Annotated in this window: 23 protein-coding genes and 2 pseudogenes; 23 read left to right on the forward strand and 2 right to left on the reverse strand. The window is 71.8% G+C overall.

Translation table 11 applies throughout. The annotated features are described in order from the left end of the window. Positions 1 to 37: 37 nt before the first annotated feature. The gene (locus tag CP978_RS24095; protein ID WP_043444191.1) at positions 38 to 1,456 is read left to right on the forward strand and encodes a sugar porter family MFS transporter; all 1,419 of its coding nucleotides are present in this window, start codon (positions 38 to 40) and stop codon (positions 1,454 to 1,456) included. A 148-nt stretch (positions 1,457 to 1,604) separates the two neighbouring features. Further along, positions 1,605 to 2,807, forward strand: coding sequence for a signal recognition particle-docking protein FtsY (gene ftsY, locus CP978_RS24100; protein WP_043444193.1), 1,203 nt, complete (start codon positions 1,605 to 1,607; stop codon positions 2,805 to 2,807). Positions 2,808 to 2,918: 111 nt separating this feature from the next. Here ftsY and CP978_RS24105 read toward each other — a convergent pair whose 3' ends face one another. After that, positions 2,919 to 3,581, reverse strand: coding sequence for a bifunctional DNA primase/polymerase (locus CP978_RS24105; protein WP_043444195.1), 663 nt, complete (start codon positions 3,579 to 3,581; stop codon positions 2,919 to 2,921). A 454-nt stretch (positions 3,582 to 4,035) separates the two neighbouring features. Here CP978_RS24105 and nsdA point away from each other — a divergent pair, with 454 nt between their 5' ends. The 5 genes from nsdA (at position 4,036) to ffh (ending at position 11,878) form a co-directional block, all read left to right on the forward strand. After that, the gene (nsdA, locus tag CP978_RS24110; RefSeq protein WP_043444197.1) at positions 4,036 to 5,511 is read left to right on the forward strand and encodes a transcriptional repressor NsdA; all 1,476 of its coding nucleotides are present in this window, start codon (positions 4,036 to 4,038) and stop codon (positions 5,509 to 5,511) included. A gap of 437 nt (positions 5,512 to 5,948) precedes the next feature. Beyond that, the gene (locus CP978_RS24115) at positions 5,949 to 7,289 is read left to right on the forward strand and encodes an ammonium transporter (RefSeq protein WP_043444199.1); all 1,341 of its coding nucleotides are present in this window, start codon (positions 5,949 to 5,951) and stop codon (positions 7,287 to 7,289) included. After that, positions 7,286 to 7,624, forward strand: coding sequence for a P-II family nitrogen regulator (locus CP978_RS24120; protein WP_043444201.1), 339 nt, complete (start codon positions 7,286 to 7,288; stop codon positions 7,622 to 7,624). Before CP978_RS24115 ends, CP978_RS24120 begins: the two co-directional genes overlap by 4 nt. A 24-nt stretch (positions 7,625 to 7,648) precedes the next feature. After that, positions 7,649 to 10,108 (forward strand): [protein-PII] uridylyltransferase, encoded by a 2,460-nt coding sequence (locus CP978_RS24125; RefSeq protein ID WP_043444203.1) that lies wholly within the window; start codon positions 7,649 to 7,651, stop codon positions 10,106 to 10,108. Positions 10,109 to 10,330: 222 nt separating this feature from the next. Beyond that, positions 10,331 to 11,878, forward strand: coding sequence for a signal recognition particle protein (gene ffh, locus CP978_RS24130; protein ID WP_043444205.1), 1,548 nt, complete (start codon positions 10,331 to 10,333; stop codon positions 11,876 to 11,878). Between the two features lie 116 nt (positions 11,879 to 11,994). Here the strand turns inward: ffh and CP978_RS24135 are convergent. Then, positions 11,995 to 12,852: pseudogene (locus CP978_RS24135) on the reverse strand (SAM-dependent methyltransferase); the annotation flags it as partial. Positions 12,853 to 13,083: 231 nt separating this feature from the next. Here CP978_RS24135 and proS point away from each other — a divergent pair. From proS to dprA, 16 genes and pseudogenes are all read left to right on the forward strand, one after another. Beyond that, a complete protein-coding gene (proS, locus tag CP978_RS24140; protein ID WP_043444208.1) occupies positions 13,084 to 14,499 on the forward strand; it encodes a proline--tRNA ligase in 1,416 nt (471 codons plus the stop codon). A 269-nt stretch (positions 14,500 to 14,768) separates the two neighbouring features. Next, on the forward strand, positions 14,769 to 15,365 hold the full coding sequence (locus CP978_RS24145) for a hypothetical protein (RefSeq protein ID WP_043444210.1): 597 nt from the start codon (positions 14,769 to 14,771) through the stop codon (positions 15,363 to 15,365). Between the two features lie 298 nt (positions 15,366 to 15,663). Continuing rightward, positions 15,664 to 16,083 (forward strand): 30S ribosomal protein S16, encoded by a 420-nt coding sequence (rpsP, locus tag CP978_RS24150; protein WP_150478299.1) that lies wholly within the window; start codon positions 15,664 to 15,666, stop codon positions 16,081 to 16,083. 2 nt (positions 16,084 to 16,085) lie between these two features. Then, on the forward strand, positions 16,086 to 16,325 hold the full coding sequence (locus CP978_RS24155; protein ID WP_043444214.1) for an RNA-binding protein: 240 nt from the start codon (positions 16,086 to 16,088) through the stop codon (positions 16,323 to 16,325). 109 nt (positions 16,326 to 16,434) lie between these two features. After that, positions 16,435 to 17,025: a ribosome maturation factor RimM gene (gene rimM, locus CP978_RS24160; RefSeq protein WP_043444216.1), complete on the forward strand. Its 591-nt coding sequence runs from the start codon at positions 16,435 to 16,437 to the stop codon at positions 17,023 to 17,025. Further along, complete coding sequence (trmD, locus tag CP978_RS24165; RefSeq protein ID WP_043444218.1) at positions 17,025 to 17,858, forward strand: tRNA (guanosine(37)-N1)-methyltransferase TrmD; 834 nt, start codon at positions 17,025 to 17,027, stop codon at positions 17,856 to 17,858. The genes rimM and trmD overlap by 1 nt, the downstream gene beginning before the upstream one ends. Positions 17,859 to 17,992: 134 nt before the next feature. Continuing rightward, complete coding sequence (gene rplS, locus CP978_RS24170; RefSeq protein ID WP_043444220.1) at positions 17,993 to 18,343, forward strand: 50S ribosomal protein L19; 351 nt, start codon at positions 17,993 to 17,995, stop codon at positions 18,341 to 18,343. Positions 18,344 to 18,388: 45 nt separating this feature from the next. Continuing rightward, positions 18,389 to 19,108, forward strand: coding sequence for a signal peptidase I (gene lepB, locus CP978_RS24175; RefSeq protein WP_043444222.1), 720 nt, complete (start codon positions 18,389 to 18,391; stop codon positions 19,106 to 19,108). After that, positions 19,101 to 20,183: pseudogene (lepB, locus tag CP978_RS24180) on the forward strand (signal peptidase I); the annotation flags it as partial. The gene lepB (CP978_RS24175) and the pseudogene lepB (CP978_RS24180), both read left to right, overlap by 8 nt. Continuing rightward, positions 20,071 to 20,994, forward strand: coding sequence for a signal peptidase I (gene lepB / locus CP978_RS24185; protein ID WP_043449382.1), 924 nt, complete (start codon positions 20,071 to 20,073; stop codon positions 20,992 to 20,994). The pseudogene lepB (CP978_RS24180) and the gene lepB (CP978_RS24185), both read left to right, overlap by 113 nt. 115 nt (positions 20,995 to 21,109) lie before the next feature. Beyond that, positions 21,110 to 21,853 (forward strand): signal peptidase I, encoded by a 744-nt coding sequence (lepB, locus tag CP978_RS24190; RefSeq protein ID WP_043444226.1) that lies wholly within the window; start codon positions 21,110 to 21,112, stop codon positions 21,851 to 21,853. Next, positions 21,843 to 22,382: an NUDIX hydrolase gene (locus CP978_RS24195; RefSeq protein WP_174498666.1), complete on the forward strand. Its 540-nt coding sequence runs from the start codon at positions 21,843 to 21,845 to the stop codon at positions 22,380 to 22,382. Before lepB (CP978_RS24190) ends, CP978_RS24195 begins: the two co-directional genes overlap by 11 nt. Positions 22,383 to 22,438: 56 nt before the next feature. Next, positions 22,439 to 22,747: a DUF2469 domain-containing protein gene (locus tag CP978_RS24200; RefSeq protein ID WP_043444228.1), complete on the forward strand. Its 309-nt coding sequence runs from the start codon at positions 22,439 to 22,441 to the stop codon at positions 22,745 to 22,747. 91 nt (positions 22,748 to 22,838) lie between these two features. Beyond that, positions 22,839 to 23,231, forward strand: coding sequence for a YraN family protein (locus CP978_RS24205; RefSeq protein ID WP_079162286.1), 393 nt, complete (start codon positions 22,839 to 22,841; stop codon positions 23,229 to 23,231). Beyond that, the gene (locus CP978_RS24210; protein ID WP_043444231.1) at positions 23,231 to 24,856 is read left to right on the forward strand and encodes a YifB family Mg chelatase-like AAA ATPase; all 1,626 of its coding nucleotides are present in this window, start codon (positions 23,231 to 23,233) and stop codon (positions 24,854 to 24,856) included. Before CP978_RS24205 ends, CP978_RS24210 begins: the two co-directional genes overlap by 1 nt. Then, a complete protein-coding gene (gene dprA / locus CP978_RS24215; RefSeq protein ID WP_043444234.1) occupies positions 24,853 to 26,013 on the forward strand; it encodes a DNA-processing protein DprA in 1,161 nt (386 codons plus the stop codon). The genes CP978_RS24210 and dprA overlap by 4 nt, the downstream gene beginning before the upstream one ends. Positions 26,014 to 26,255 lie beyond the last annotated feature (242 nt).

Raw genomic sequence — 26,255 nt, forward strand, 5'->3', positions numbered from 1 at the left:
CCACCCGGCAACGCTGCCGGGGGCCCGAGGAGTTCATGTGACCAGCGCAGCGCAGGCGCCGCAGACGGGAGCCGGGACGGCTCGGCCCGAACGTCTCGGGCGCGTCGTCTTCATCGCGGCGGCGGCCGCCATGGGCGGCTTTCTCTTCGGCTACGACAGCTCCGTGATCAACGGTGCCGTCGAGGCCGTCCGGGACCGCTATGACATCGGCCCCGCGGCGCTGGCCCAGGTCATCGCCATCGCCCTGATCGGCTGTGCGGTGGGCGCCGCCACCGCGGGCCGCATGGCGGACCGCATCGGACGTATCCGGTGCATGCGGATCTCAGCCGTCCTCTTCACCGTCAGTGCCGTAGGCTCCGCGCTGCCCTTCGCCCTGTGGGACCTCGCGCTCTGGCGGGTCGTCGGCGGCTTCGCCATCGGCATGGCCTCCGTGATCGGCCCCGCCTATATCGCCGAGGTGGCGCCGCCCGCCTACCGGGGCCGGCTCGGCTCCTTCCAGCAGGCCGCGATCGTCATCGGCATCGCCGTCTCCCAGCTGGTCAACTGGGGTCTGCTGAGCGCCGCCGGCGGCGACCAGCGCGGCAGGCTGCTGGGCCTGGAGGCCTGGCAGGTGATGCTCGGCGTCATGGTCGTCCCCGCCGTCCTCTACGGTCTGCTCTCCTTCGCCATCCCCGAGTCCCCGCGCTTTCTGATCTCCGTCGGCAGGCGCGAGCGCGCCCGGGAGATCCTCGCCGAGGTCGAGGGCCCGGGCACCGATCTGGACGCCCGGGTCACCGGGATCGAGCAGGCCATGCGGAGCGAGCACCGGTCGACCTTCGGGGATCTGCTCGGCGGCGGCTTCCTGTTCCGTCCGATCGTCTGGATCGGCATCGGACTCTCGGTCTTCCAGCAGTTCGTCGGCATCAACGTCGCGTTCTACTACTCCTCGACGCTGTGGCAGTCGGTCGGCGTCAACCCGACGGACTCGTTCTTCTACTCCTTCACCACGTCGATCATCAATATCGTCGGCACCGTGATCGCGATGGTCTTCGTGGACCGCATCGGCCGCAAGCCGCTGGCGATCATCGGCTCGGCCGGCATGGTCGTCGGACTGGCGCTGGAGGCGTGGGCGTTCTCGTACCACCTGGTCGACGGCAGGCTGCCGGGCACACAGGGCTGGGTCGCCCTGATCGCCGCCCATGTGTTCGTCCTCTTCTTCGCCCTGTCCTGGGGTGTGGTCGTCTGGGTGATGCTCGGCGAGATGTTCCCGAACCGGATCCGCGCCGCCGCGCTGGGTGTGGCCGCCTCCGCGCAGTGGATCGCCAACTGGGCCATCACCGCGAGCTTCCCGTCGCTGTCCGACTGGAACCTCTCCGCGACCTATGTGATCTACGCGGTCTTCGCCGCGCTGTCCGTCCCGTTCGTGCTGAAGTTCGTGACCGAGACCAAGGGCAAGGCGCTGGAGGAGATGGGCTGACCGCCGGTCGGAGCCCGGGAGGAGTGGCTCCGCCCCGGGCCTCGGACGGGGCGGGCCGACCGCCTGACGAGGCGTCGGACAACCCGGTGCGCGCCGCCGGAGCCGCCGCCGGACCGGCCGGTGCCCGGTCGCGCATACTGGACGGGTTATGGAAACCGTCATCCTTGCTGTAGTCATCGCCGTGGTCGTGCTCGGCGCGCTCGGCGGGCTCATCGTCGGCAGCCGGCGGCGCAAGCCGCTGCCTCCCGCGCCCCCGAAGACGCCCGACATCACCGCCCCTCCGGCCGAGCCGCATGTCGGCGAAGAGGCCGAGACACCGAGCGACGAGGAGCGCCGGTCGATCGAGGAGGTGGGCCTCCCGGGGGCGTCCGCTCCCGTCGGCGTCGAGGAGCCGCCCACCGTCGAGGCGCCCCCGATCGAGATCCCCGAACCCAGCGCCGGCCGGCTGGTCCGGCTGCGGGCGCGACTGTCGCGCTCGCAGAACGCGCTCGGCAAGGGGCTGCTCACCCTGTTGTCCCGTGAGCACCTCGACGAGGAGACCTGGGAGGAGGTCGAGGACACGCTGCTCACCGCCGACGTCGGTGTGCTGCCCACCGAGGAACTGGTCGAGCGGCTGCGCGAGCGGGTTCGGGTACTGGGCACCCGCACCCCCGTCGAACTGCGCGGGCTGTTGCGTGAGGAACTGCTCGCGCTGGTCGGCACCGATATGGACCGCACCGTGAAGACCGAGCCCGAGGCCCGCAAGCCCGGCATCGTGATGGTCGTCGGCGTCAACGGCACCGGCAAGACCACCACCACCGGCAAGCTCGCACGGGTGCTGGTGGCCGACGGCCGCACCGTCGTGCTCGGCGCCGCCGACACCTTCCGCGCCGCCGCCGCCGACCAGTTGCAGACCTGGGGCGAGCGGGTCGGTGCCTACACCGTGCGCGGCCCCGAGGCGGGCGACCCCGCCTCCGTGGCCTTCGACGCGGTCAAGGAGGGCAAGGAGATGGGCGTCGACGTCGTGCTCATCGACACGGCCGGGCGCCTGCACACCAAGACCGGCCTCATGGACGAGCTGGGCAAGGTCAAGCGGGTCGTCGAGAAGCACGCCCCGCTGGACGAGGTGCTGCTGGTCCTCGACGCCACGACCGGGCAGAACGGACTCGTCCAGGCCCGTGTCTTCGCCGAGGTCGTGGACATCACCGGCATCGTCCTCACCAAGCTCGACGGTACGGCCAAGGGCGGCATCGTGGTCGCGGTCCAGCGGGAGCTGGGCGTGCCGGTGAAGCTGATCGGACTCGGCGAGGGCGCCGACGACCTGGCGCCGTTCGAGCCGGAGGCGTTCGTGGATGCGCTGATCGGCGACTGACGGTGAGCGCGAGGCGTACGGCGGTCGAGGGCCGGTTACGCGACGAGGGCCCCGCTCCGGGTGCGAACGGAGCGGGGCCCCGGTGTTTTCCGCGCCGGCCGCCCGGCGGGGTCACGCGGTCGAGCGGTGCGCCACATAGGCCAGGGTGCCGATCAGCAGGCGGGCGGCCGGCGGTGCGGTCGCCGAGTCGAGGGCGGGGGAGCGCAGCCAGCGGACCGGTCCGAGGCCCCCGCGGTCCGAGGGCGGCGCGGTGATGTGGCTGCCCGGGCCCAGGGCGCGCAGATCGAGGGCCGTGTCCTCCCACGCCATCCGGTACAGCAGACCGGGGAGCTCGGCCGCGGAGCCGGGGGCGACGAAGAAGTGGGCGCGGCCGTCCGGGGTCGCCGTCACCGGGCCGAGCGGGACACCCATGCGCTCCAGCCGGACCAGCGCGCGCCGCCCCGCCGCCTCGGCGACCTCGATCACATCGAACGCGCGGCCGACCGGCAGCAGTACGGCGGCGCCCGGCACCTCGCCCCAGGCCTCGGTCACCTCGTCGAGGGTGGCACCCGCGGGCACCACGGTCGCCGCGTCCAGCGGATGAGCGCCCGGCGCGGGACACCTGCGGACCCCGCAGGAGCACCCCCCGGCACAGGCCCGTGCGCCGGGCGCCACGTCCCAGCCCCACAGCCCGGTGTACTCGGCCACGGCGGTGCACTCCGAGGAGCGGCCCCGGCGTCGCGCGCCGGGGCGGATCTCGCGGATCGCGCGTGTGCCGCCGAACGTGAAGCCCATGCCCCCTCCAACGGGTCCGGCGCGCCGGTGGTTACGTCTCGGGAGCGTCGGCTCCGAGTGCCCGCTCTGTTCGTCGGCCTGTTCGTCGGCGGCTGATCCGGGCGGCGCCCGGTTGCGTTCCGGGTGGTGCGTCCGACGGCGCGCGCCGGTAAGTGCATCGCTCCATCAGCTTTCGGCCGTCATGTGTCAAGTGAATCGTGCGGAGGCGGCCAGGGGTTCATTCGAAGGGGTGGCGAATGGTGGCGTTTATGGAATCGCCATGGCTGGGTGCGTGATCGTGGAATTACGTTGAGTGCATGGGTCCCGAAGGCGCATGCATGCGTGGGTATGCCGGAGGCACATCGGATCCCGCCCACCGGGTGAGAACTGCCGGACGCGGGGCCGTATCCACCGGCATTCTGGTAGGGCTTGGCGCACACGGCGCACAAGTGGGTTCAGGGATGGGGGCGTTCCAGTGGGCGGCAACGGCGGAGACGGGACGAACGCTGACAAGCGCCCCAATGAGCTGCTCGGCTCGTGGTTCGCGCGCAGCGGCTGGTCGAAGGGCGAGCTGGCGCGTCAGGTGAACCGCAGGGCCCGTCAGATGGGGGCCCACCACATTTCCACCGACACCTCGCGGGTGCGTCGCTGGCTCGACGGCGAGAATCCGCGCGAGCCGATCCCGCGGATCCTCTCCGAGCTGTTCTCGGAGCACTTCGGCTGTGTGGTCGCGGTCGAGGACCTCGGTCTGCGCACCGCCCACCAGTCACCCTCCGTGGCCGGGATCGACCTGCCCTGGACGGGCCCGCAGACGGTGGCGCTGATCAGCGAGTTCTCGCGCAGCGATCTGATGCTGGCGCGGCGCGGCTTCCTCGGGAGCTCGCTGGCCCTGTCCGCGGGCCCGGCCCTCATCGAGCCCATGCAGCGCTGGCTCGTGCCGGGCCCCGCCGCCCCGCGTCAGGAACCGGGGGCGGCGCCCGCCGGGCGGGTCCGCGGCCGGCTCTCCAAGCCGGAGCTGGACCTGCTGGAGACGACCACCGTGATGTTCCGCAAATGGGACGCCCAGTGCGGCGGCGGCCTGCGCCGCAAGGCGGTCGTCGGCCAGCTGCACGAGGTGACCGATCTGCTTCAGGAGTCCCAGCCGGAGGCCACCGCCAGGCGCCTCTTCAAGGTCGCCGCGGAGCTGGCCCAGCTGGCGGGCTGGATGAGTTACGACGTCGGGCTGCAGCCCACCGCGCAGAAGTACTTCGTCCTCGCCCTGCACGCCGCCAAGGAGGCCGGCGAGAAGCCCCTCGGCTCCTACATCCTCTCCAGCATGAGCCGCCAGATGATCCATCTCGGCCGGCCCGAGGACGCCCTGGAGCTCATCCATCTCGCCCAGTACGGCAGCCGGGACTGCGCGGGCCCGCGCACCCAGTCGATGCTCCATGCGCTGGAGGCCCGTGCGTACGCGAACATGGGGCAGGCCGGCAAGTGCAAGCGCGCCGTCCGGATGGCCGAGGACACCTTCGCCGACGCGGCCGAGTTCGACGAGCCCGAGCCCGACTGGATCCGCTTCTTCTGCGAGGCCGAGCTGCACGCGGAGAACTCCCACTCCTACCGTGACCTGGCCTATGTCGCCGGCCGCAGCCCCAGCTACGCCTCGCTCGCCGAGCCCCTGATGCGGCAGGCGGTCGACCTCTTCGCCCAGGACTCCGACCACCAGCGGTCCTATGCGCTGAACCTCATCGGCCTGGCCACCGTGCACCTCCTCCAGGGGGAGCCCGAGCAGGGCGCACTGCTGGCCAGGCGGTCCATGGAGGTCGCCCGCAAGGTCCGCTCCGAACGCGTCAACACCCGGATCCGCAAGACGGTCGACACGGCCGTACGCGATTTCGGTGATCTTTCCGAGGTCCTCGAACTGACCGACCATCTCGCCACCTATCTGCCCGAGACCGCCGAAGCGGTCTGACCCCCCCGGGCCCTCCGTGTTCGAGGGCCCCCTGGGACCCCGGCCGCGGCCGGCCATCCCGAACTGCCCGACTCGGCTCCCCCAGCCAGGTCATCGGATGGCCGTCGCGGTCGGTCCGTATTCCGCCGAGGTGTGCGCCCCTTCCATGGGGACGGGCGTCTCGGGTCGTGTGCACCCGGCGCACCGGGCCGTCCTCCACCCGACCCGCGTACCGCCCGGGGAGCGGACATGGAGCGCCTGGGGTTCATATGTCCGCCATTCGGGTGTTCATCGACGCGTAACACGCCCGGCACCTTCGTCACCGCGGGGAAACATCGAGGGGCTTCGACCGAAACGGCTCTGCGTCAGTCTCATGGCGCACGACCGGCCCACCTCTCATGACCGGACCGCACTCAGGTTCCCCCGCACGGGCCGTACCCACCGACGAGGAGACGCCGATGGCACCAGCCGCCGTCACGCTCGCGGCGGACGCATCCAGACTGTCGTCCGCCGATACGGGCTTCATGCTCATCTGTTCCGCTCTGGTCATGCTGATGACCCCCGGGCTCGCCTTCTTCTACGGGGGCATGGTCCGCGTCAAGAGCACCCTGAACATGCTGATGATGAGCTTCATCAGCCTGGGGATCGTCACCCTGCTGTGGGTTTTCTACGGCTTCGCCCTGGCCTTCGGCACCGACCGCGGCTCCTTCCTCGGCTGGACCTCCGCCTTCGCCGGCTTCAGCGGCATCGACAGGATGCAGCTCTGGGACGGCACCACCATCCCGGTCTTCGCCTTCGCGGTCTTCCAGCTGATGTTCGCCGTGATCACACCCGCCCTGATCAGCGGTGCGCTGGCGGACCGGGTGAAGTTCACGGCCTGGTCCGTCTTCCTGGTGCTGTGGGTCACGATCGTGTACTTCCCGGTCGCCCACTGGGTCTGGGGCGAGGGAGGCTGGGCCCACGATCTCGGTGTGATCGACTTCGCCGGAGGCACGGCGGTCCACATCAACGCCGGTGCGGCGGCGCTCGGCGTGATCCTTGTCATCGGGAAGCGCGTCGGCTTCCAGAAGGACCCGATGCGCCCGCACAGTCTCCCCCTGGTCATGCTGGGCGCCGGCCTGCTGTGGTTCGGCTGGTTCGGCTTCAACGCCGGCTCCTGGCTCGGCAACGACGACGGCGTCAGCGCCCTGATGTTCGTCAACACCCAGATCGCCACCGGCGCCGCCATGCTGGCCTGGCTCGCCTGGGAGAGGTTCCGCCACGGCGCGTTCACCACCCTGGGCGCCGCCTCCGGAGCCGTCGCAGGACTGGTCGCGATCACCCCGTCCGGAGGCGCGGTCTCGCCGCTCGGCGCGATCGCCGTCGGCGCTGTCGCCGGTGTGCTGTGCTCCATGGCCGTGGGCCTGAAGTACCGGCTCGGCTACGACGACTCCCTCGATGTCGTCGGGGTCCATATGGTCGGCGGTGTCGTCGGCTCCCTGCTGATCGGCTTCCTCGCCGACGGCAAGGGCCAGTCCGCCGCCAAGGGCCTCTTCTACGGCGGCGGCCCGGGTCAGCTGGGGAAGCAGTGCGCCGGGGTGTTCGCGGTCCTCGCCTACTCCCTGATCGCCTCCGCGGTCCTCGCGCTCCTCCTCGACAGGACGATCGGCATGCGCGTGACCCAGGACACCGAGATCTCCGGCGTCGACCGGGCCCAGCACGCCGAGACCGCGTACGACTTCAGCGGTGCGGGCGGCGGCGTCATCGCCGGCGCCGCGCAGGCCCCGGCCGTCGCACGGACCAGGAGAGTGGACGCATGAAGCTCATCACCGCCGTCGTCAAGCCCCACCGCTTCGACGCGATCAAGGAAGTCCTCCAGGCCTTCGGCGTGCACGGCCTGACCGTCACCGAGGCCAGCGGCTACGGTCGTCAGCGGGGACACACCGAGGTCTACCGCGGTGCCGAGTACACGGTGGACCTGGTCCCGAAGATCCGTATCGAGGTACTGGCCGAGGACGAGGACGCCGAGGAACTGATCGACGTCATCGTCAAGGCGGCCCGCACCGGCAAGATCGGCGACGGCAAGGTCTGGTCCGTCCCGGTCGAGACGGCCGTCCGGGTGCGGACCGGCGAACGCGGCCCCGACGCACTGTGAGGCACGAGGGAACGGGAGTCGCCGGTGACGGACGCGGAAGGATCCACGACGGCCGGGAGCACCCGTGCCCGCGACTATGCGGCGGCCCGGCTGCGCCTCCTCCAGCAGGAGGCGCCGTCCGGTCCGTCGCGCCGTGCGGCGCTGGCGGAGCTGACCGACGGCTGGCTCGCCGAACTGTTCGCCGCCGGGGCCGCGGAGCTGCGCGGGGTGTCGCTGGTCGCCGTCGGCGGATACGGCCGCGGTGAGCTGTCCCCGCGCAGCGACCTCGATCTGCTTCTGCTGCACGACGGCGGCGACAGCACGGCGCTCTCCACCCTCGCCGACCGCCTCTGGTACCCCGTCTGGGACCTCGGCCTCGCCCTCGACCACTCCGTCCGCACCCCCGCGGAGGCCCGCAGGGCCGCCGAGGCGGACCTCAAGGTGCAGCTCGGCCTGCTGGACGCCCGCCATCTGGCGGGCGACCCCGGCCTGACCGCGGGCCTGCGGACGGCCGTCCTGGCGGACTGGCGCAACCAGGCCCCCAGGCGCCTTCCCGAGCTGCGGGAACTGTGCGAGGAACGGGCCGCACGCCATGGCGAACTGCAGTACCTGCTGGAACCCGACCTCAAGGAGGCACGGGGCGGGCTGCGCGACGCCACCGCCCTGCGCGCGGTGGCCGCCTCCTGGCTCGCGGACGCACCTCGCGAGGGATTGGCACAGGCCCGGTCCACCCTGCTGGACGTACGGGACGCCCTGCATCTGACCACCGGTCGCGCCACCGACCGGCTGGCGCTGCAGGAACAGGACCAGGTAGCCGCCGCGCTGGGCCTGCGGGACGCCGACGTCCTGCTGCGCCAGGTGTACGAGGCGGCGCGTGTGCTGTCGTACGCCGGCGAGGTGACCTGGCGCGAGGTGGCGCGCGTCCTCAAGGAGCGTGCCGCGCGGCCACGGCTGCGCGCCGTGTTCGGGGCCGGCCGGGCGGCGGCGGAGCGGTCACCGCTGGCGGAGGGTGTCGTGGAGCACGACGGCGAGGTGGTGCTCGCCCGCGGCGCGCGCCCGGAGCAGGACCCGGTGCTGCCCCTGCGGGCCGCGGCTGCCGCCGCCCAGGCCGGGCTCCCCCTCTCCCTGTACGCCGTACGGCGACTGGCCGCCACCGGGCGCCCCCTGCCCACGCCCTGGCCCGCCGAGGCCCGGGAGCAGCTGGTGACCCTGCTGGGCTCCGGCCGTCCCACCGTCCAGGTCTGGGAGGCCCTCGAGGCCGAGGGACTGATCACCCGGCTGCTGCCCGACTGGGAGCGGGTGCGCTGTCGCCCGCAGCGCAACCCCGTGCACATCTGGACCGTCGACCGCCATCTGATCGAGACCGCGGTGCGCGCCTCCGAACTGACCCGCCGCGTCGGACGGCCCGACCTCCTCCTGGCCGCCGCGCTCCTGCACGACATCGGCAAGGGCCGGCCGGGCGACCACTGCCGGGAAGGCGAGACCATCGCCCGGGACCTGGCGGCCCGTATCGGCTTCGACGGCGACGACACCGCCGTCCTCGCCACCCTGGTACGCCACCATCTGCTGCTGGTCGAGACGGCCACCCGGCGCGATCTGGAGGATCCGGCCACCGTGCGCTCGGTCGCCGAGGCGGTCGGCTCGCACGGCACCCTGGAGCTGCTGCACGCACTGACCGAGGCGGACGCCCTGGCCACCGGGCCCGCGGCCTGGTCGGCCTGGCGGGGCGCGCTGGTGGCCGACCTGGTCGAGCGGGTCTCGGCGCTGCTCGCCGGCGTCGAGCCCGCCGAGCCGGGGGCCGCCGCACCCACCGCGGAACAGGAGCGGCTGGCCGTCGAGGCGTTCCGCACCGGCGGCCCGGTGCTCGCTCTGCACACCCGGACCGGGCCGCGGTCCGAGGAGACGACCGGGGAGGCGTCCGGCGAGCCCGAGCCCCTCGGCGTGGAACTGGTGGTCGCCGTGCCGGACCAGCCCGGGGTGCTGCCCGCGGTGGCCGGGGTGCTGGCCCTGCACCGGCTCGCCGTCCGCACCGCGGAGCTGCACGCCCTGGATCTGCCGGACGGGGTCGACGACGGTGCGGTCCTGCTGCTCGACTGGCGGATCGCGGCGCAGTTCGGCTCGCTGCCGCAGGCCGCCCGGCTGCGTGCCGACCTGGTCCGTGCCCTGGACGGCTCGCTGGAGATCGCGGCCCGGCTGGGGGAGCGGGACGCCGCCTACCCCCGGCGCCGGGGCGTGGTCGCGCCGCCGCCCCGGGTGACGGTCGCCCCGGCCGCCTCGCGGCGCGCCACGGTGATCGAGGTGCGCGCCCAGGACGCCCCGGGACTGCTGTTCCGGGTCGGGCGGGCGCTGGAGACCTGGGGCGTACGGGTGCGCAGCGCCCATGTCAGCACCCTGGGCGCGAACGCGGTGGACGCCTTCTATGTGACCACCGGCGAGGGCGCGCCCCTGTCGCAGGACAGGGCGGTGTCGGTGGCGCGGGCGCTGGAGGAGACGTTGCGGGCATGACACTTCGGGCATGCCGGGCGTTCACCGGCTGTGCGCTCCGCGGACGCGGAGGCGTTCCGCCGGCCGAGAGCCGGTCGGAGGGAGTGTCCGGCTGGTTCCCGCAGCCGCGGTGGTCGCGTTCCCCGCTCTCCGTGATTGCGGGCGGGGGACGATTTGCTTGCCGGGCCGGATACCCTGGAGGGCAGCCCGAAACGACCCCGACCCCCGAGGACCGACGCCGCCGTGTTCGACACCCTCTCCGACCGCCTTAGCGCGACTTTCAAAAGCCTCCGCGGGAAAGGCAGGCTCTCCGAGGCGGACATCGACGCCACGGCCCGCGAGATCCGTATCGCGCTCCTCGAAGCCGACGTGGCCCTGCCCGTCGTGCGGACGTTCATCAAGAACGTCAAGGAGCGCAGCCTGGGCGCCGAGGTCTCGAAGGCACTCAACCCCAGCCAGCAGGTCCTCAAGATCGTCAACGATGAGCTGGTCACGATCCTCGGCGGTGAGACCCGCCGACTGCGCTTCGCCAAGCAGCCCCCGACCGTGATCATGCTCGCCGGTCTCCAGGGTGCCGGTAAGACCACCCTCGCGGGCAAGCTCGGCAAGTGGCTCCAGGAGCAGGGCCACTCCCCGCTGCTGGTCGCCGCCGACCTCCAGCGCCCCAACGCCGTCAACCAGCTGAGCGTCGTCGCCGAACGCGCGGGCGTGGCCGTCTTCGCCCCGGAGCCGGGCAACGGCGTCGGCGACCCGGTCAAGGTCGCCCGGGACTCCATCGAGCACGCGAGGACCAAGGTCCACGACATCGTGATCGTGGACACCGCGGGCCGCCTCGGCATCGACCAGGAGATGATGCGGCAGGCCGCGGACATCCGCGACGCCGTCTCTCCGGACGAGATCCTGTTCGTCGTCGACGCGATGATCGGTCAGGACGCCGTCAACACCGCGGAGGCCTTCCGCGACGGCGTCGGCTTCGACGGCGTGGTGCTCTCCAAGCTCGACGGTGACGCCCGCGGTGGTGCGGCCCTGTCGATCGCCTCGGTCACCGGCAAGCCGATCATGTTCGCCTCGAACGGCGAGAAGCTCGAGGACTTCGACGCCTTCCACCCGGACCGGATGGCCTCCCGCATCCTCGACATGGGTGACCTGCTCACCCTGATCGAGCAGGCGGAGAAGACCTTCGACCAGGCCGAGGCCGAGAAGATGGCCTCCAAGCTGGCCTCCAAGAAGGGCCAGGACTTCACCCTCGACGACTTCCTGGCCCAGATGGAGCAGGTCAGGAAGATGGGCTCCATCTCCAAGCTGCTCGGCATGCTCCCGGGCATGGGACAGATCAAGGACCAGATCAACAACCTGGACGAGCGGGACGTCGACCGCACGGCCGCGATCATCAAGTCGATGACCCCGGTCGAGCGCCAGGACCCGACGATCATCAACGGCTCGCGTCGCGCCCGTATCGCCAAGGGTTCCGGTGTCGAGGTCAGCGCGGTCAAGAACCTGGTCGAGCGGTTCTTCGAGGCCCGCAAGATGATGTCCCGCATGGCCCAGGGCGGCGGCATGCCCGGTATGCCGGGGATCCCGGGCATGGGCGGCGGCCCCGGCCGCACCAAGAAGCAGCCGAAGAAGGCCAAGGGCAAGCAGCGCTCCGGCAACCCGATGAAGCGCAAGCAGCAGGAGCAGGAGGCCGCCGACCGCCGCGCCGCGGCCCAGGCCGGGGGCGCCCTGGGCCTGCCGCAGCAGGGCGGTCAGGAGTTCGAGCTGCCGGACGAGTTCAAGAAGTTCATGGGCTGACACCCGCACGGGTCCGGCCGGTGCCGTCCGGTCCGTACCGCGTGTACGCCGAGGGCGTCCCTCTCCGCAGGGGCGCCCTCGGCGTATGCCGGGCCGTCTTCCGGGACACGGGTCCGGGGGACGCGCGCGATCAGATACCGGAAGGTGTTGGGCACCCACACCGTGCCGTCCGCCCGCCGGTACGGATGCAGCGCCTCCGCCAGCTCCTTGCGGACCTGCTCCTCGTCCGTGGCGCCGATCGCCGCGTCGAGCAACCCGGTCGACAGCATCCCCCGTATCGCGCTGTCCGGGTCGGCGTACCCGAAGGGGCAGGCGACCCGTCCCGCACCGGCCGGCCGCAGCCCACAGCGGCGCGCCGTCTCCTCCAGCTCGTCACCCCGCGGCGGACGCCACCCGCCCGCACCCCGAGGGGGATCGGCCGCCCCGGTGGCGATGCGCAGCACGGCAGAGGCGCCGCACCGCTCCGGAGGAGCCCAGCCGGAGAGCACCACGGCCGCCCCGTCCGCGGCGAGCGGCACGGCCGCAGCGAGCTGTTCCGTCGGCACCGCGCCGGCCCCGGTCCCGTACCCGATCGGCTCGAACGCCGTCAGCAGGGTGTACGCCGGCCGGCCCGGCGGGGGCGTCGCGTCCCGCGGGGAGCCCTCGACGATCCGGATGTCCCCGGGAGGGCGCGCGCCCCAGGTGCCGGGCCGCAGCCGCTCGCGGGCGAGGGCCGGCAGCGCGCCCGCGCGGCTCTCGACACCGGTGACCGAGGCACCCCGGGTCGCGGCCATCAGCAGGGCGAGCCCCGCACCGCACCCGAGCCCGAGCAGCCGCGTCCCGGGGCCCACCGCGAGCCGTTCGTGGACGGCCTCGTAGAGCGGTACGAACATTCGTTCCTGTATCTCGGCCCAGTCACGCGCACGTGCGCGTGGGTCCACACGGGGAGCCGTTCCCGGGTGGGACGGCTGCCGTCCCGTGAGCGTGGAAGTCATCGAAAGCGCCCCAATCCGCCGAGAGTTGTCGCCGTGTCCGTCCTCCGGGCCCCCGTGATGTGCGCGCGCACGTCCCCCGCTGTCCCCGTATGCCAGATAACTCCCCGCCCGTCGCGGCGTCCAGGGGATGCGGCGCACTCCGTGCGAGCCGTCCGCGAGCCCCGTGCCCCGGGCCACCCCCGGGCGACAAATGATTCCTGGTGCGCGCAGGTACCCCCGTACCATCGCGCCATGGCAAAGGCACCCGTTCTCACGCCGCGCGCGGTCGACTTCCCGCGCTGGTACCAAGACCTGATCAACAAGGCCGAACTGGCCGACAACGGGCCGGTGCGCGGCACCATGGTCATCCGACCGTACGGGTACGGGCTGTGGGAACGGATGCAGCAGGAGATGGACGCGCGCATCAAGGCGGCGGGCGCCTCCAACGCCTACTTCCCCCTGTTCATCCCCCAGTCCTATCTGACGAGGGAGGCCCAGCATGTCGAGGGCTTCGCCCCCGAACTCGCGGTCGTCACCCACGGCGGCGGCAAGGAGCTGGAGGAGCCCGTCGTCGTCCGGCCCACCTCCGAGACGATCGTCAACGAGTACTTCTCCAAGTGGGTGCAGAGCTACCGGGATCTGCCGCTGCTGATCAACCAGTGGGCGAACGTGGTGCGTTGGGAGATGCGTCCGCGTGTGTTCCTGCGGACGACCGAGTTCCTGTGGCAGGAGGGCCACACCGCCCACGCCACCTACGAGGAGGCCCGGGAGTATGCCGCGTACATCCACAAGGAGGTGTACGCCGACTTCATGACCGAGGTCCTCGGCCTCGATGTGGTGCTCGGCCGCAAGACGCCTAGTGAGCGGTTCGCCGGCGCCGTCAACACCCTCACCCTCGAAGGGATGATGGGCGACGGCAAGGCCCTCCAGATGGGCACCAGCCATGAACTCGGCCAGAACTTCGCCAGGGCCTTCCAGACGCGCTATCTCTCCAAGGAGGGCAAGGAGGAGTTCGTCTGGCAGACCTCCTGGGGCTCCTCCACCCGGATGGTGGGTGGCCTGATCATGTCCCACGGTGATGACAGCGGGTTGCGGGTCCCCCCGCGTCTGGCCCCGGTCCAGGCCGTGGTTCTCGCGATCAAGGGGGACGAACCGGTTCTGGCCAAGGTCCGCGAACTGGGCGACCGGCTGAAGGCGGCGGGCGTACGCGTCCAGGTGGACGACCGGACCGACACCCCGTTCGGGCGCCGCGCCGTCGACTGGGAGCTCAAGGGCGTGCCCGTACGTATCGAGCTGGGCCCCCGCGACCTGGAGAACGGCACGGCGATGCTGGCCCGCCGCATCCCCGGCGGCAAGGAGCCCGTGGCGATCGAATCGCTCGTGGGCCTGCTGCCCGGAATCCTCGAGGAGGACCAGGCACTGCTCCTGGAACAGTCCCGGGAGCACCGGCTCTCCCGTACGGCGGAGGTGTCGACGATCCGGGAGGCCGTGGACGCGGCCGCCGCGGGCGGATGGGCGCGCATTCCCTGGGCCGTGCTGGGCGAGGACGGCGAGGCCAGGCTCGCCGAGCACGCGGTCACCGTACGGTGTCTGGTCGCGGAGGACGGGTCGGTCCCCGACGCCGACGACGCACCGGGTAACGTCGCGGTGGTCGGGCGCGCCTACTGAGGTACCTGTGCGCCCCGGGGTACGGGGGACAGCGGCCGAAACCTCTCTTGCGCGGCTGCGGGCCAGGGCTGTCGCGGCTGCGCGGCCGGCTCTACGCGCCGATGCGTACGCGTCGCTACGCACCACCTTGGGAGGGGCTGTGGGACTTTTCCGGGCATCGGCGCACGCGCCCTCGTCAGGATGCATCAGCGACAACTGACGGGTACGTGCAAATTATTTGGGATGCCCCGGAATAGGAACACAGGGGCACCCCGGCTCGTTCTCATTACGTGAGCACGACACCACCTGTTCTCGCCGCAGAGCTGGCACAGGCGTGGGCCGACATTCAGCGGTACCACCCCGAGCTGCCAGATCTTGCCGCGCCCGAGTCCCTGATCGGAGAGTCGTCGTCCGCCTGCGGGCACGAACTCTCCTTCGAGCGACTGCTTCATGAGGCAGTCCATGGCATCGCCGCCGCCCGCGGGGTACGCGACACCTCCCGCGCCGGCCGCTATCACAACCGCAGATTCCTCGCGATCGCCGAGGAGCTGGGCCTGGACCATCCGGAGGAGCCGCATCCCAGCAGCGGTTTCTCCCTGGTCACGCTCAACCCCGAGGCGAAGCGCCGCTACCGTCCGACGACCGAGCGCCTGCAGCGCGCGCTGAAGGCCCACTCCGCGGCGACCGCCGCGGACACCGCCCGTTCGTTCCGGGGCCCGGCCGCCCGCCATGGCTCCTCCGGGGGCGGGGTCCGGGTGAAGGCGGTCTGCGACTGCGGCCGCAACGTCCGGGTCGTCCCGTCGGTGCTGGCCCAGGCACCGATCATGTGCGGCGGCTGCGGGAAGCCGTTCCGTATCCCGGAGCCGGTCGGAGCGGCGGCGGGCTGAGGTACGGCTGCTCGTGGCAGCCGTACCTTGATCCGTCGCAGTGTGGACGGCACCCGATGGGTGGCGGGGCCGGTGTCCCGGGCCCCGCCGCCGGGTGCCTCCTAGGCGTGTCCGCACGCCTTTCCGCCCCTCGACTTCGGGCGGTCCGCCGGGTGTGGCAGAATGGCCAGCTGTACTCGACAGCCGCACAGGACCCCTCTCTCCTCCGGCTGACGCGTCCGTCGGGCACTCGGGTACCGCAACCCCACGCGGCATCCCGCCGTGCCCCACCACGTCAAATCCAGGAGAACCCACTCCCGTGGCAGTCAAGATCAAGCTGAAGCGTCTGGGCAAGATCCGTTCGCCTCACTACCGCATCGTCGTCGCCGACTCCCGCACCCGCCGTGACGGCCGTGCGATCGAGGAGATCGGCAAGTACCACCCGACGTACAACCCGTCGGTCATCGAGGTCGACGGCGAGCGCGTCGCGTACTGGCTCTCGGTGGGCGCCCAGCCGACCGAGCCCGTGCTCGCCATCCTGAAGAAGACCGGCGACTGGCAGAAGTTCAAGGGCGAGCCCGCCCCGGCGCCGCTGCTGGTGGCCGCGCCCAAGAGCACGCGTCCGTCGTTCGAGTCGCTCGGCGGTGACGACGAGGGCAAGGGTGAGGCGATCACCCAGAAGAAGAAGGCTGAGAAGAAGGACGAGGCCGCGGCCGAGTCCGAGTCGACCGAGGCCTGAGCATGCTCGAGGAGGCTCTCGAGCACCTCGTGAAGGGCATCGTCGACCACCCTGACGATGTGCAGGTGGCCTCGCGCACCCTGCGACGCGGGCGTGTTCTCGAGGTCCGGGTCCACCCCGACGACCTCGGCAAGGTGATCGGCCGCAACGGCCGCACCGCACGCGCTCTGCGTACCGTCGTGGGCGCCATCGGCGGCCGCGGTGTCCGTGTCGACCTCGTCGACGTGGACCACGTCCGCTGAACGCAACGCAGCACCGGCTCGGGCCGGGGAGGGCCACTGGGCCGTCCCCGGCCCGTAGTCGTAGGACCGGGCACGAGGTGCGGCCCGGCGGGACAGGAGATCACAGACAGTGCAGCTGGTAGTCGCACGGATCGGCCGCGCCCATGGCATCAAGGGCGAGGTCACGGTCGAGGTACGCACCGACGAGCCGGAGCTCAGGCTCCCCCCCGGCGCGGTCCTGGCCACCGACCCGGCCTCGGTCGGACCGCTGACCATCGAGACCGGCCGCGTGCACAGCGGCCGCCTTCTGCTGCGGTTCGAGGGCGTCGCCGACCGCACCGCCGCCGAGGCGCTGCGCAACACCCTGCTGATCGCCGACGTCGACCCGGACGAGCTGCCCGAGGACGAGGACGAGTACTACGACCACCAGCTCATCGACCTGGACGTGGTGACGGTGGACGGGGCGGAGATCGGACGGATCACCGAGATCTCGCATCTGCCCTCGCAGGACCTGTTCGTGGTGGAGCGCCCCGACGGCAGCGAGGTGTACGTCCCGTTCGTCCAGGAGATCGTCACCGAGATCGACCTCGAGGAACAGCGCGCGGTCATCGACCCGCCGCCCGGCCTGATCGACGACCGGGCCGTGGTGGCCTCCGCCAGGGAGGCGTCGGAGGAGCCGTCCGCGGACTCGCCCGGGAACGCGTCCGGGGCCGGTGCCTGATGCGGCTCGACGTCGTCACGATCTTCCCCGAGTATCTGGAACCGCTGAACGTCTCCCTCGTCGGCAAGGCACGCGCCCGCGGGCAGCTGGACGTGCGCGTGCACGACCTGCGGAGCTGGACGCACGACCGCCACCACACCGTCGACGACACTCCGTACGGCGGCGGGCCCGGCATGGTCATGAAGACCGACCCCTGGGGCGAGGCGCTGGACGGCATCCTGGCCGACGGATACGAGACCGGCTCCTCGGAGCCCGCGCTGATCGTCCCCACCCCCAGCGGCCGTCCCTTCACCCAGGACCTCGCCGTGGAACTCTCCGAGCGCCCGTGGCTGATCTTCACGCCCGCCCGCTACGAGGGCATCGACCGCCGTGTCATCGACGAGTACGCGACCCGGGCACCGGTCTACGAGGTGTCCATCGGCGACTATGTGCTGGCCGGCGGTGAGGCGGCCGTCCTGGTGATCACCGAGGCGGTGGCCCGGCTGCTGCCCGGGGTCCTGGGCAACGCCGAGTCCCACCGGGACGACTCCTTCGCGCCCGGCGCGATGGCGAACCTCCTGGAGGGCCCCGTCTACACCAAACCGCCGGTCTGGCGCGGCCGGGACATCCCGGAGGTGCTGCTCAGCGGCCACCACGGCAGGATCGCCCGCTGGCGCCGGGACGAGGCGCTCCGGCGCACCACCGCGCACCGGCCCGACCTGATCGAGCGCTGCGACCCGGCCACCCTGGACAGGAAGGACCGCGAGATGCTCTCCGTCCTGGGCTGGGCACCGGACCCGGAGGGCGCGGCGGGGGGCCGATTTTGGCGCAGGCAGCAGGGCATGGAAGAATAGGCGGCTGTTGTCCGCCGTCCGGCGTGCGCCCCTGCCACAGGGGGACACGACGCCCGCCCCGACGGCGACGACCCTCTCACCGAAAAACTACCTTCCGCCGATGACCTGTGGCATGGGCGAAGAAAGCAGACGAAATGTCTCATGTGCTCGACATCGTCGACGCCTCGTCGCTGCGCAGCGACATCCCCGCGTTCCGCCCGGGTGACACCGTCAACGTCCACGTCCGCGTCATCGAGGGCAACCGCTCCCGTGTGCAGCAGTTCAAGGGCGTGGTGATCCGTCGCCAGGGTTCCGGCGTGCGCGAGACCTTCACGGTCCGCAAGGTCTCCTTCTCGGTCGGCGTCGAGCGCACCTTCCCGGTGCACACCCCGATCGTGGAGAAGATCGAGCTCGTCACCAAGGGCGATGTGCGCCGCGCCAAGCTGTACTACCTCCGTGACCTGCGCGGCAAGGCCGCGAAGATCAAGGAGAAGCGCGAGAACTGAGTCCTTCAGGGGACCTTCATCGGGGCCGGATAGCATCTGGCCACGATGGACACCGCAGCACAGCACACGGAGCGCGACCGCTCCTCCGATCCCGTCGGCGCCGAGGACACCTCGGACCCGGCGAAGGACCGGAGGGGTCGGTCGCGTTTCGCGTTGGTCTCCCGGATCGCCGAGTGGACGCCCGGCGGCCGGATCACCCTGACCCTGCTGGTCTGCCTGCTGTTCCTGCTCGGGCTCGGCACGTTCGTCGCGCAGCCGTTCGACATCCCCAGCGGTTCGATGGAGCCCGGACTGAGAGCCGGGGACCGCGTGCTCGTAGACAAGGTGGCGTACCGTTCCGGAGCCGGTCCGCAACGGGGGGACGTGGTGGTGTTCGACGGCACCGGATACTTCGGGAACGCTGACTACATCAAGCGCGTAATAGGTGTGGGGGGCGACCATGTGGTCTGTTGCGACCAGGAGGGGAGGCTCGAGGTGAACGGCCGGCCGGTCGACGAGTCGTCATTTCTGTACCCCGGCGACAATCCGTCCGATGTCCCCTTCGACGTCGTGGTGCCCGAAGGGAAGCTGTTTCTGCTCGGCGACCACCGCCACGGCTCCAACGACTCCCGTCAGTATCTGGGCTCGCCGGGCGGCGGGATGATCCCCGTGGACGCCGTGATCGGCAGGGCCGACTGGGTGGTCTGGCCGCCCGCGCACTGGAGGAACCTCACCCGTCCCGGCGCCGGTGCCCGGGTGCCCGACGCGGGAGGTGCCCATGGGTAGCCGCGCAAGACAGCGTGGGCCGGCCGGCACGGCCGACCAGAACCTGCTGCCCACCGGCTCACGGCGCGCCCGGGGCAGCGGCCCCACCGGACGCAGCCGGGCCGAGCGGCGCAAGCTCCAGCGCAAGGTCAAGCGCAAGCGGAGGCGCTCCGCCATCAAGGAGATACCCCTCCTGGTCGGCGTCGCCGTCCTCATAGCGCTCGTCCTGAAGACGTTCCTGGTGCAGGCCTTCGTGATCCCCTCGGGCTCCATGGAGAACACGATCCAGATCGGCGACCGCGTCCTGGTCGACAAGCTGACCCCCTGGTTCGGCTCCCATCCGCAGCGCGGCGACGTGGTCGTCTTCCAGGACCCCGGCGACTGGCTCGCGGGCGAGGGAACGGCCAAGAAGAACGACCCCGTCGTCGTCAAACAGGTCAAGCAGGGGCTCACCTGGATCGGTCTGCTGCCCTCCGACGACGACAAGGACCTCATCAAGCGGGTCGTCGCGGTCGGCGGCGACACCGTCAAGTGCTGTGACACCGACGGGCACGTCACCGTCAACGGCGTACCACTGAACGAGCCCTATATTCACCCGGGGGACAAACCTTCAGAAATCCGGTTCACGGAGAAGGTGCCCCCCGGCCGGCTGTGGGTCATGGGCGATCACCGCGGCAACTCCGCCGACTCGCGCTACCACCGCGACGAGGCCTACGGCGGTACCGTCTCGGAGAAATCCGTCGTCGGGCGCGCCATGATCATCGCCTGGCCGGTCGGGCACTGGGCCCGGCTGACGGAGCCGGACACTTACGCCTCGGTGGCGAGCGGCTCGCCCGTCGCGCTCGGTCCGTCGCATAGGGTGGCCTCCGCGGATCGATATGGATTGATCCCGCTCCCGAGCCCTGCGGAACTCCCGCTCGTTATGGGAGTGGTGGGCCTGCGTCGACTGGGACGCCGGCGGCGATACGGAGTGAGGAGTGGACGTGGGGGATTTGGCGGTCGGCGCACGGTCCGGGCACGAGGGTCCCGAAGATCGGCCGGAGCGGTCCGACGAGACGGCCGCCCCGGCCGCGGAGCGCCACTCCGGCTCCGGGAGCGATTCCTCGGACGGCGACGGCGGTTCGCGCGAGACCGAAGGTCAGGAACCCCAGCCGAGCAAGCAGCGCTCCTTCTGGAGGGAGCTGCCGCTCCTCATCGGCATCGCCCTGGTGCTGGCACTGCTGATCAAGACCTTTCTGGTGCAGGCGTTCTCGATCCCCTCGGACTCGATGCAGAACACCCTCCAGCAGGGTGACCGGGTCCTCGTCGACAAGCTGACCCCGTGGTTCGGCTCCGAGCCCTCGCGCGGCGAGGTCGTGGTCTTCCACGATCCCGACAACTGGCTGGCGGGCGAGCCCACGACCACCCCGAACGCCCTGCAGACCGCCCTCAGCTGGATCGGCCTGATGCCGTCCGTGGAGGAGAAGGACCTGATCAAGCGGGTCGTCGGGGTGGCCGGCGACACCATCGAGTGCAAGGGCACCGGGCCGCTGAAGGTCAACGGCAAGTCGCTCAACGAGCCCTATGTGTACCCCGGCAACACCCCGTGCAGCGTCGACGACCAGGGCGGCCAGTTCCGGGTCACGGTTCCGCCGGGCAAGATCTGGGTGATGGGCGACCACCGGCAGAACTCCTTGGACTCCCGTTACCACCAGCAGGACGAGCACCAGGGCTTCGTGCCCGTGGGCAATGTCGTGGGCCGTGCCATCGTGATCGCCTGGCCGCCCACCCGCTGGGACACCCTGCCGATCCCCGACACCTTCGACCAGGGCCTGAGCGTGACGGCCCCCGGAGCGCTCGGCCTGATCGGTGCGACGCCGCTGGTGCTGTGGCGCAGGCGCAGGGTCACCACCCGTCAGGGCGCCTGAAACCCCAGGGTTTCAGGCAGCGGTACCGCCCGGTAGGGTGCCGTCCCAGACCGCCGATCTTCCGCGGCCCGGCGCGGGCCGGGGGATCGGCTCTCCGAGCCGGGGGAGCGCCGGGATGAGCAGAACAGGTCGTACGGCGGCGGGCCGCGGTCGACTCGGCAGCACTCTGTCGGGACTGGCCGTGGCCCTCGGCTGTGTGCTCTTCCTCGGCGGATTCCTCTGGGCCGCGATCGTCTACAAGCCCTACACCGTGCCGACCGACTCCATGTCACCCACCATCGCCGCCGGTGACCGGATCCTCGCCCAGCGCATCGACGCCTCCGACGTCAGACGCGGCGATGTGATCGTGTTCAGGCAGCAGAGCTGGGGCGATCTGCCCATGGTCAAGAGGGTCGTGGCGGTCGGCGGCGACACCGTCGCCTGCTGCACCGACGGCAGGCTGACCGTCGACGGCAAGCAGATCCACGAGTCGTATCTCCCGGCGGGCCAGGCCGCCGAGTCGAAGACGATCCCGGCCCTCACCGTCCCTGAAGGCCGGCTGTTCCTCCTCGGCGACGAGCGCAGCGGTTCCCTGGACTCCACGGCCCATCTCACCGAGGCCTTCAGCGGCACCGTGCCGCTCGGCGCGGTGGACTCCCGGGTGGACGCCGTGGTGTGGCCGATGAACGGCTTCCTCGACCGCCCTGCGGGCTTCGGGACGCTGGGCCCGATCTCCTCGCCGGGACCCCTGCGGCCGATGCTCGGGCTGATCGTGGCGGGTGCGGTGCTGGTGCTGGGCGGCGCGGCGTACGGCCCGATCGCCCGGCGTGCCGGCCGTACGCGCGGTGTCTCGCGGACGGAGCCGGCCGGTGTCCGCTGAGCTGTCCGCCCCCGAAGGCGGGGGCGGCGTGGAGAGCACATACACGGGCGGTCTGCGCCGGGTCGCCCGGGTGGTGCTGCTCGATCCCCAGGACCGCATTCTGCTGCTGCACGGGCACGAGCCGGACGATCCGGCCGACGACTGGTGGTTCACCCCCGGCGGCGGCCTGGAGGGCGACGAGACGCGCGAGCAGGCCGCGCTGCGGGAGCTGGCCGAGGAGACCGGCATCACGGAGGTCGAACTGGGCCCGGTGCTGTGGCGAAGGAGGTGCTCCTTCCCGTTCGCCGGACGACGCTGGGACCAGGACGAGTGGTACTTCCTGGCCCGGACGGCCCAGACCACCGCGGTCGCCTCGGCCCTGACGGAGCTGGAACGGCGCAGCGTCGTCGGAGCACGGTGGTGGACGTGCGGGGAACTGGCCGAGGCGCATGAGACGGTGTATCCGAAGAGACTCGCCGGGCTGCTGCGCACGCTGCTCGACGAAGGTCCCCCGGCCGGGCCGGAGATCCTTGACACGGAAATCGTCTAGGCGCTCACGGGACTGGCGCACAATGGGGGGATCGCACGGCTGAAGGGGAACATGCCATGAGCGCCGAGGACCTCGAGAAGTACGAGACCGAGATGGAGCTGAAGCTCTACCGGGAGTACCGCGATGTCGTCGGTCTGTTCAAATTCGTGATCGAGACCGAGCGCCGCTTCTATCTGACCAACGACTACGAGATGCAGGTGCACTCGGTCCAGGGCGAGGTGTTCTTCGAGGTGTCGATGGCCGACGCCTGGGTCTGGGACATGTACCGGCCCGCCCGCTTCGTCAAGCAGGTACGCGTCCTCACTTTCAAGGATGTGAACATCGAGGAGCTCAACAAGAGCGACCTGGAGCTCCCGGGCGGGTGACGACCCGCCCCGGTGACGGCCTGGCGCGGGTGACGGAGTTGTCCACAACCACCGGGCCGTCCACCAAGATCCGCTTCAGGGCGGCGGATGCGTGACGGTTGGCGCCGGAGGTGGTGCCGACATGAACGCACGAAGCGCACTCGGCAGGTACGGCGAGGAACTGGCCGCCCGGCGGCTGACGGCCGCCGGGATGACCGTCCTGGAGCGCAACTGGCGCTGCGGCAGGAGCGGCGAGATCGACATCGTGGCCAGGGACGGGGACGTCCTGGTCGTCTGCGAGGTCAAGACCCGCAGGGGTGGCCGCTTCGAGCATCCGATGGCCGCCGTCACCCCGGTGAAGGCCGAGCGGCTGCGCGGCCTCGCCGAGCGCTGGATCCAGGCCCACGGCGGGGCGCCGCCCGGCGGGGCACGCATCGATGTGGTCGGCGTGCTGCTGCCCGAGCGCGGCGCCGCCGTGGTCGAGCATGTGCGGGGGGTGCTGTGATGGGCTTCGCGCGTACCTGCTCCGTGGCGCTGGTCGGTGTCGAGGGCGTGGTGGTCGAGGTCCAGGCCGATCTCGAACCGGGCGTGGCCGCGTTCACCCTGGTGGGCCTGCCCGACAAGAGCCTCACGGAGAGCCGCGACCGGGTGCGGGCCGCGGTGGTGAACTCCGGGGGCGCCTGGCCGCAGAAGAAGCTCACGGTGGGGCTCAGCCCCGCGTCCGTGCCCAAGGCCGGCAGCGGATTCGATCTCGCGGTCGCGAGCGCCGTGCTCGGCGCCTCGGAGCGGATCGATCCACGGGTGCTCGCCGACATCGTGATGATCGGCGAGCTGGGCTTGGACGGACGGGTCCGCCCGGTGCGGGGCATCCTGCCCGCCGTACTGGCCGCGGCGGACGCGGGCTACGAACAGGTGGTCGTCCCCGAGTGTGCGGCCGCCGAGGCCGCCCTGGTGCCCGGTGTGTCGGTGCTGGGCGTCCGCAGCCTGCGCCAGCTGATCGCCGTGCTCACGGACGAACCCGTGCCCGAGGAGGAGCAGGACGCACCGGGCCGCCCCGATCCCCTGCTGGCCGGTCTGCGGGCACCCGGCACCGGGGAGACCACCGGGATGCACGGCTTGGGCGCCGCGCAGCACGAGCCGGGCCATGATCTCGCCGATGTGGTCGGCCAGCGGGCGGCCCGCACGGCGGTGGAGGTGGCCGCGGCCGGCGGGCACCACCTGCTGCTGGAAGGACCTCCCGGAGCCGGGAAGACGATGCTCGCGGAGCGGCTGCCCGCCGTCCTTCCCCGGCTCGGCAGGCAGGAGTCGCTGGAGGTCACGGCCGTGCACTCGGTGGCGGGACTGCTCCCCGTGGGCAAGCCCCTGATCGATGTCCCCCCGTACTGCGCACCGCACCACTCGGCCACCATGCAGGCCCTGGTGGGCGGCGGCCCCGGTATCGCGCGGCCCGGTGCGGTGTCGCTCTCCCATCGGGGGATCCTCTTTCTGGACGAGGCACCCGAGTTCAGCGGCCGGGCCCTGGACGCGCTGCGGCAACCCCTGGAGTCCGGGCATGTGGTGATCGCACGCAGCGCGGGCGTCGTGCGGTTCCCGGCGAGATTCCTGATGGTCCTCGCGGCCAACCCCTGCCCCTGCGGACGCTTCTCGCGGCGCGATGCGCTGTGCGAGTGCCCGCCCTCGGCGATCCGCCGCTATCAGGCCCGGCTCTCCGGCCCGCTCCTCGACCGGGTCGATCTGCGCGTCGAGGTGGATCCCCTCACCCGCGCCGAACTCACCGGGCGCGGCGCGCGGGGCGAGAGCACCGAGACGGTCGCCGACCGGGTCCGCGAGGCCAGGGCCCGGACGGCGGCGCGCCTGGCCGGAACGCCGTGGCGGGTCAACGGCGAGGTGCCGGGGCGGGAGCTGCGCCACCGCTGGTACGCGGCGAGCGGAGCGACGGAGGAGGCCGAGCGTCAGCTGGAGCGGGGGGTGCTCACGGCCCGGGGACTGGACCGTGTGCTGCGCGTGGCCTGGACCGTGGCGGACCTGGCGGGCCACGACCGGCCGGACGCGACGGATGTGGCACTGGCGCTGCAACTGCGCACGGGGATCCCCCAGGGCGTGCCGGCGGTCGTCGGGGCACCGGTATGAGCGGCGGTGCCGGACCGGACGACGACCGCCTCGCCCGGATCTTCCTCGGCCGCGTCGTCGAGCCCGGGGACGAGACGGCGGGCCGCTGGCTGCGGGAGCACGGAGCCGAGGAGGTGGCCCGGCGGCTGCGCGAGGACGGCCCGCCGCTGCCGGGGGTGACAGGGAAGCGGTGGACCGGACTGCGGGCCCGCGCCGTACGGGCCGCACCGGAGCGGGACCTGGCCCTGGCCCGGGAGGCGGGGCTGAGATTCGTGTGTCCCGGCACGCCCGAGTGGCCCGCTCAGCTCGACGACCTCGGTGACGCCCGGCCGCTCGGGCTCTGGGTGCGGGGACGGCCCAGCCTGCGGATGTGGGCGCTGCGTTCCGTCGCGGTGGTGGGCGCCCGGGCCTGCACCGAGTACGGGGCGCACATGGCGGCAGGTCTGGGCGCGGGGCTCGCGGAGCGCGGCTGGGTGGTGGTCTCCGGCGGAGCGTACGGGGTGGACGGGGCCGCGCACCGGGGCGCCCTGGCGGCGGGCGGCGCCACCGTCGCCGTGCTGGCCTGCGGAGTGGACCGGCCCTACCCCCGAGGGCACACCGAGCTGATCACCAGGATCGCCCGGCAGGGTCTGGTCGCCGGGGAGTTGCCGCCCGGAGACCATCCGACACCGAGCAGATTCCTCCTCCGGAACCGGGTGATCGCGGCGCTCACCCGCGGCACCGTGGTCGTGGAGGCCGCCTACCGCAGCGGCGCGCTGGTCACCGCGAGGGCGGCCCAGCGGCTCGGCCGGCACACCATGGGCGTGCCCGGACCGGTCACCAGCGGACTGTCGGCCGGTGTCCATGAGCTGCTGCGGGGCGAGGCGGTGCTGGTCTCCGACGCCGCGGAGGTCGTGGAACTGGTCGGAGCCATGGGCGAGCTGGCCCCGGACCGGCGCGGACCGGTCCTCCCGCGCGATCTGCTCGACCCGGCCGCCGCCCGGGTGCTGGCCGCGCTGCCGGCCCGCGGCACGGCCCCTGCGGACGTCCTCGCCCGTGGGGCGGGGACGACCCAGGACGACGTGGTCGCCCGACTGTACGAACTCCGATCACTTGGCTTTGTCGAACGACATGGCGACGGCTGGAAGTTGACACGCCAGGCGGTGATCGCCTCCCGGCCGGATCGCGCCGGGTGCTGACCGAGCGTGTTCGGCCGTACGGGCGACCCCCGACGCCCTTGGCAATTCCCGTAGTTGACCCGTTGCGGCGATCACTCAGGGCGACGGCCGAGGCTCCGGCGGCGGCTTCGCCGGGGCCCTTCGCGCACGGGTGATCCCTCGCCCTTCGCGCACTGCGACACCGTAGTCACGCTACGCTCACGAGGATTCCGACTCCGACGGACAACCCGACGCAGACGACCCATCCGGCAGCTCCCCACTCA

The organism is Streptomyces nodosus, assembly GCF_008704995.1.
GTDB classification, from domain to species: Bacteria; Actinomycetota; Actinomycetes; order Streptomycetales; family Streptomycetaceae; genus Streptomyces; species Streptomyces nodosus.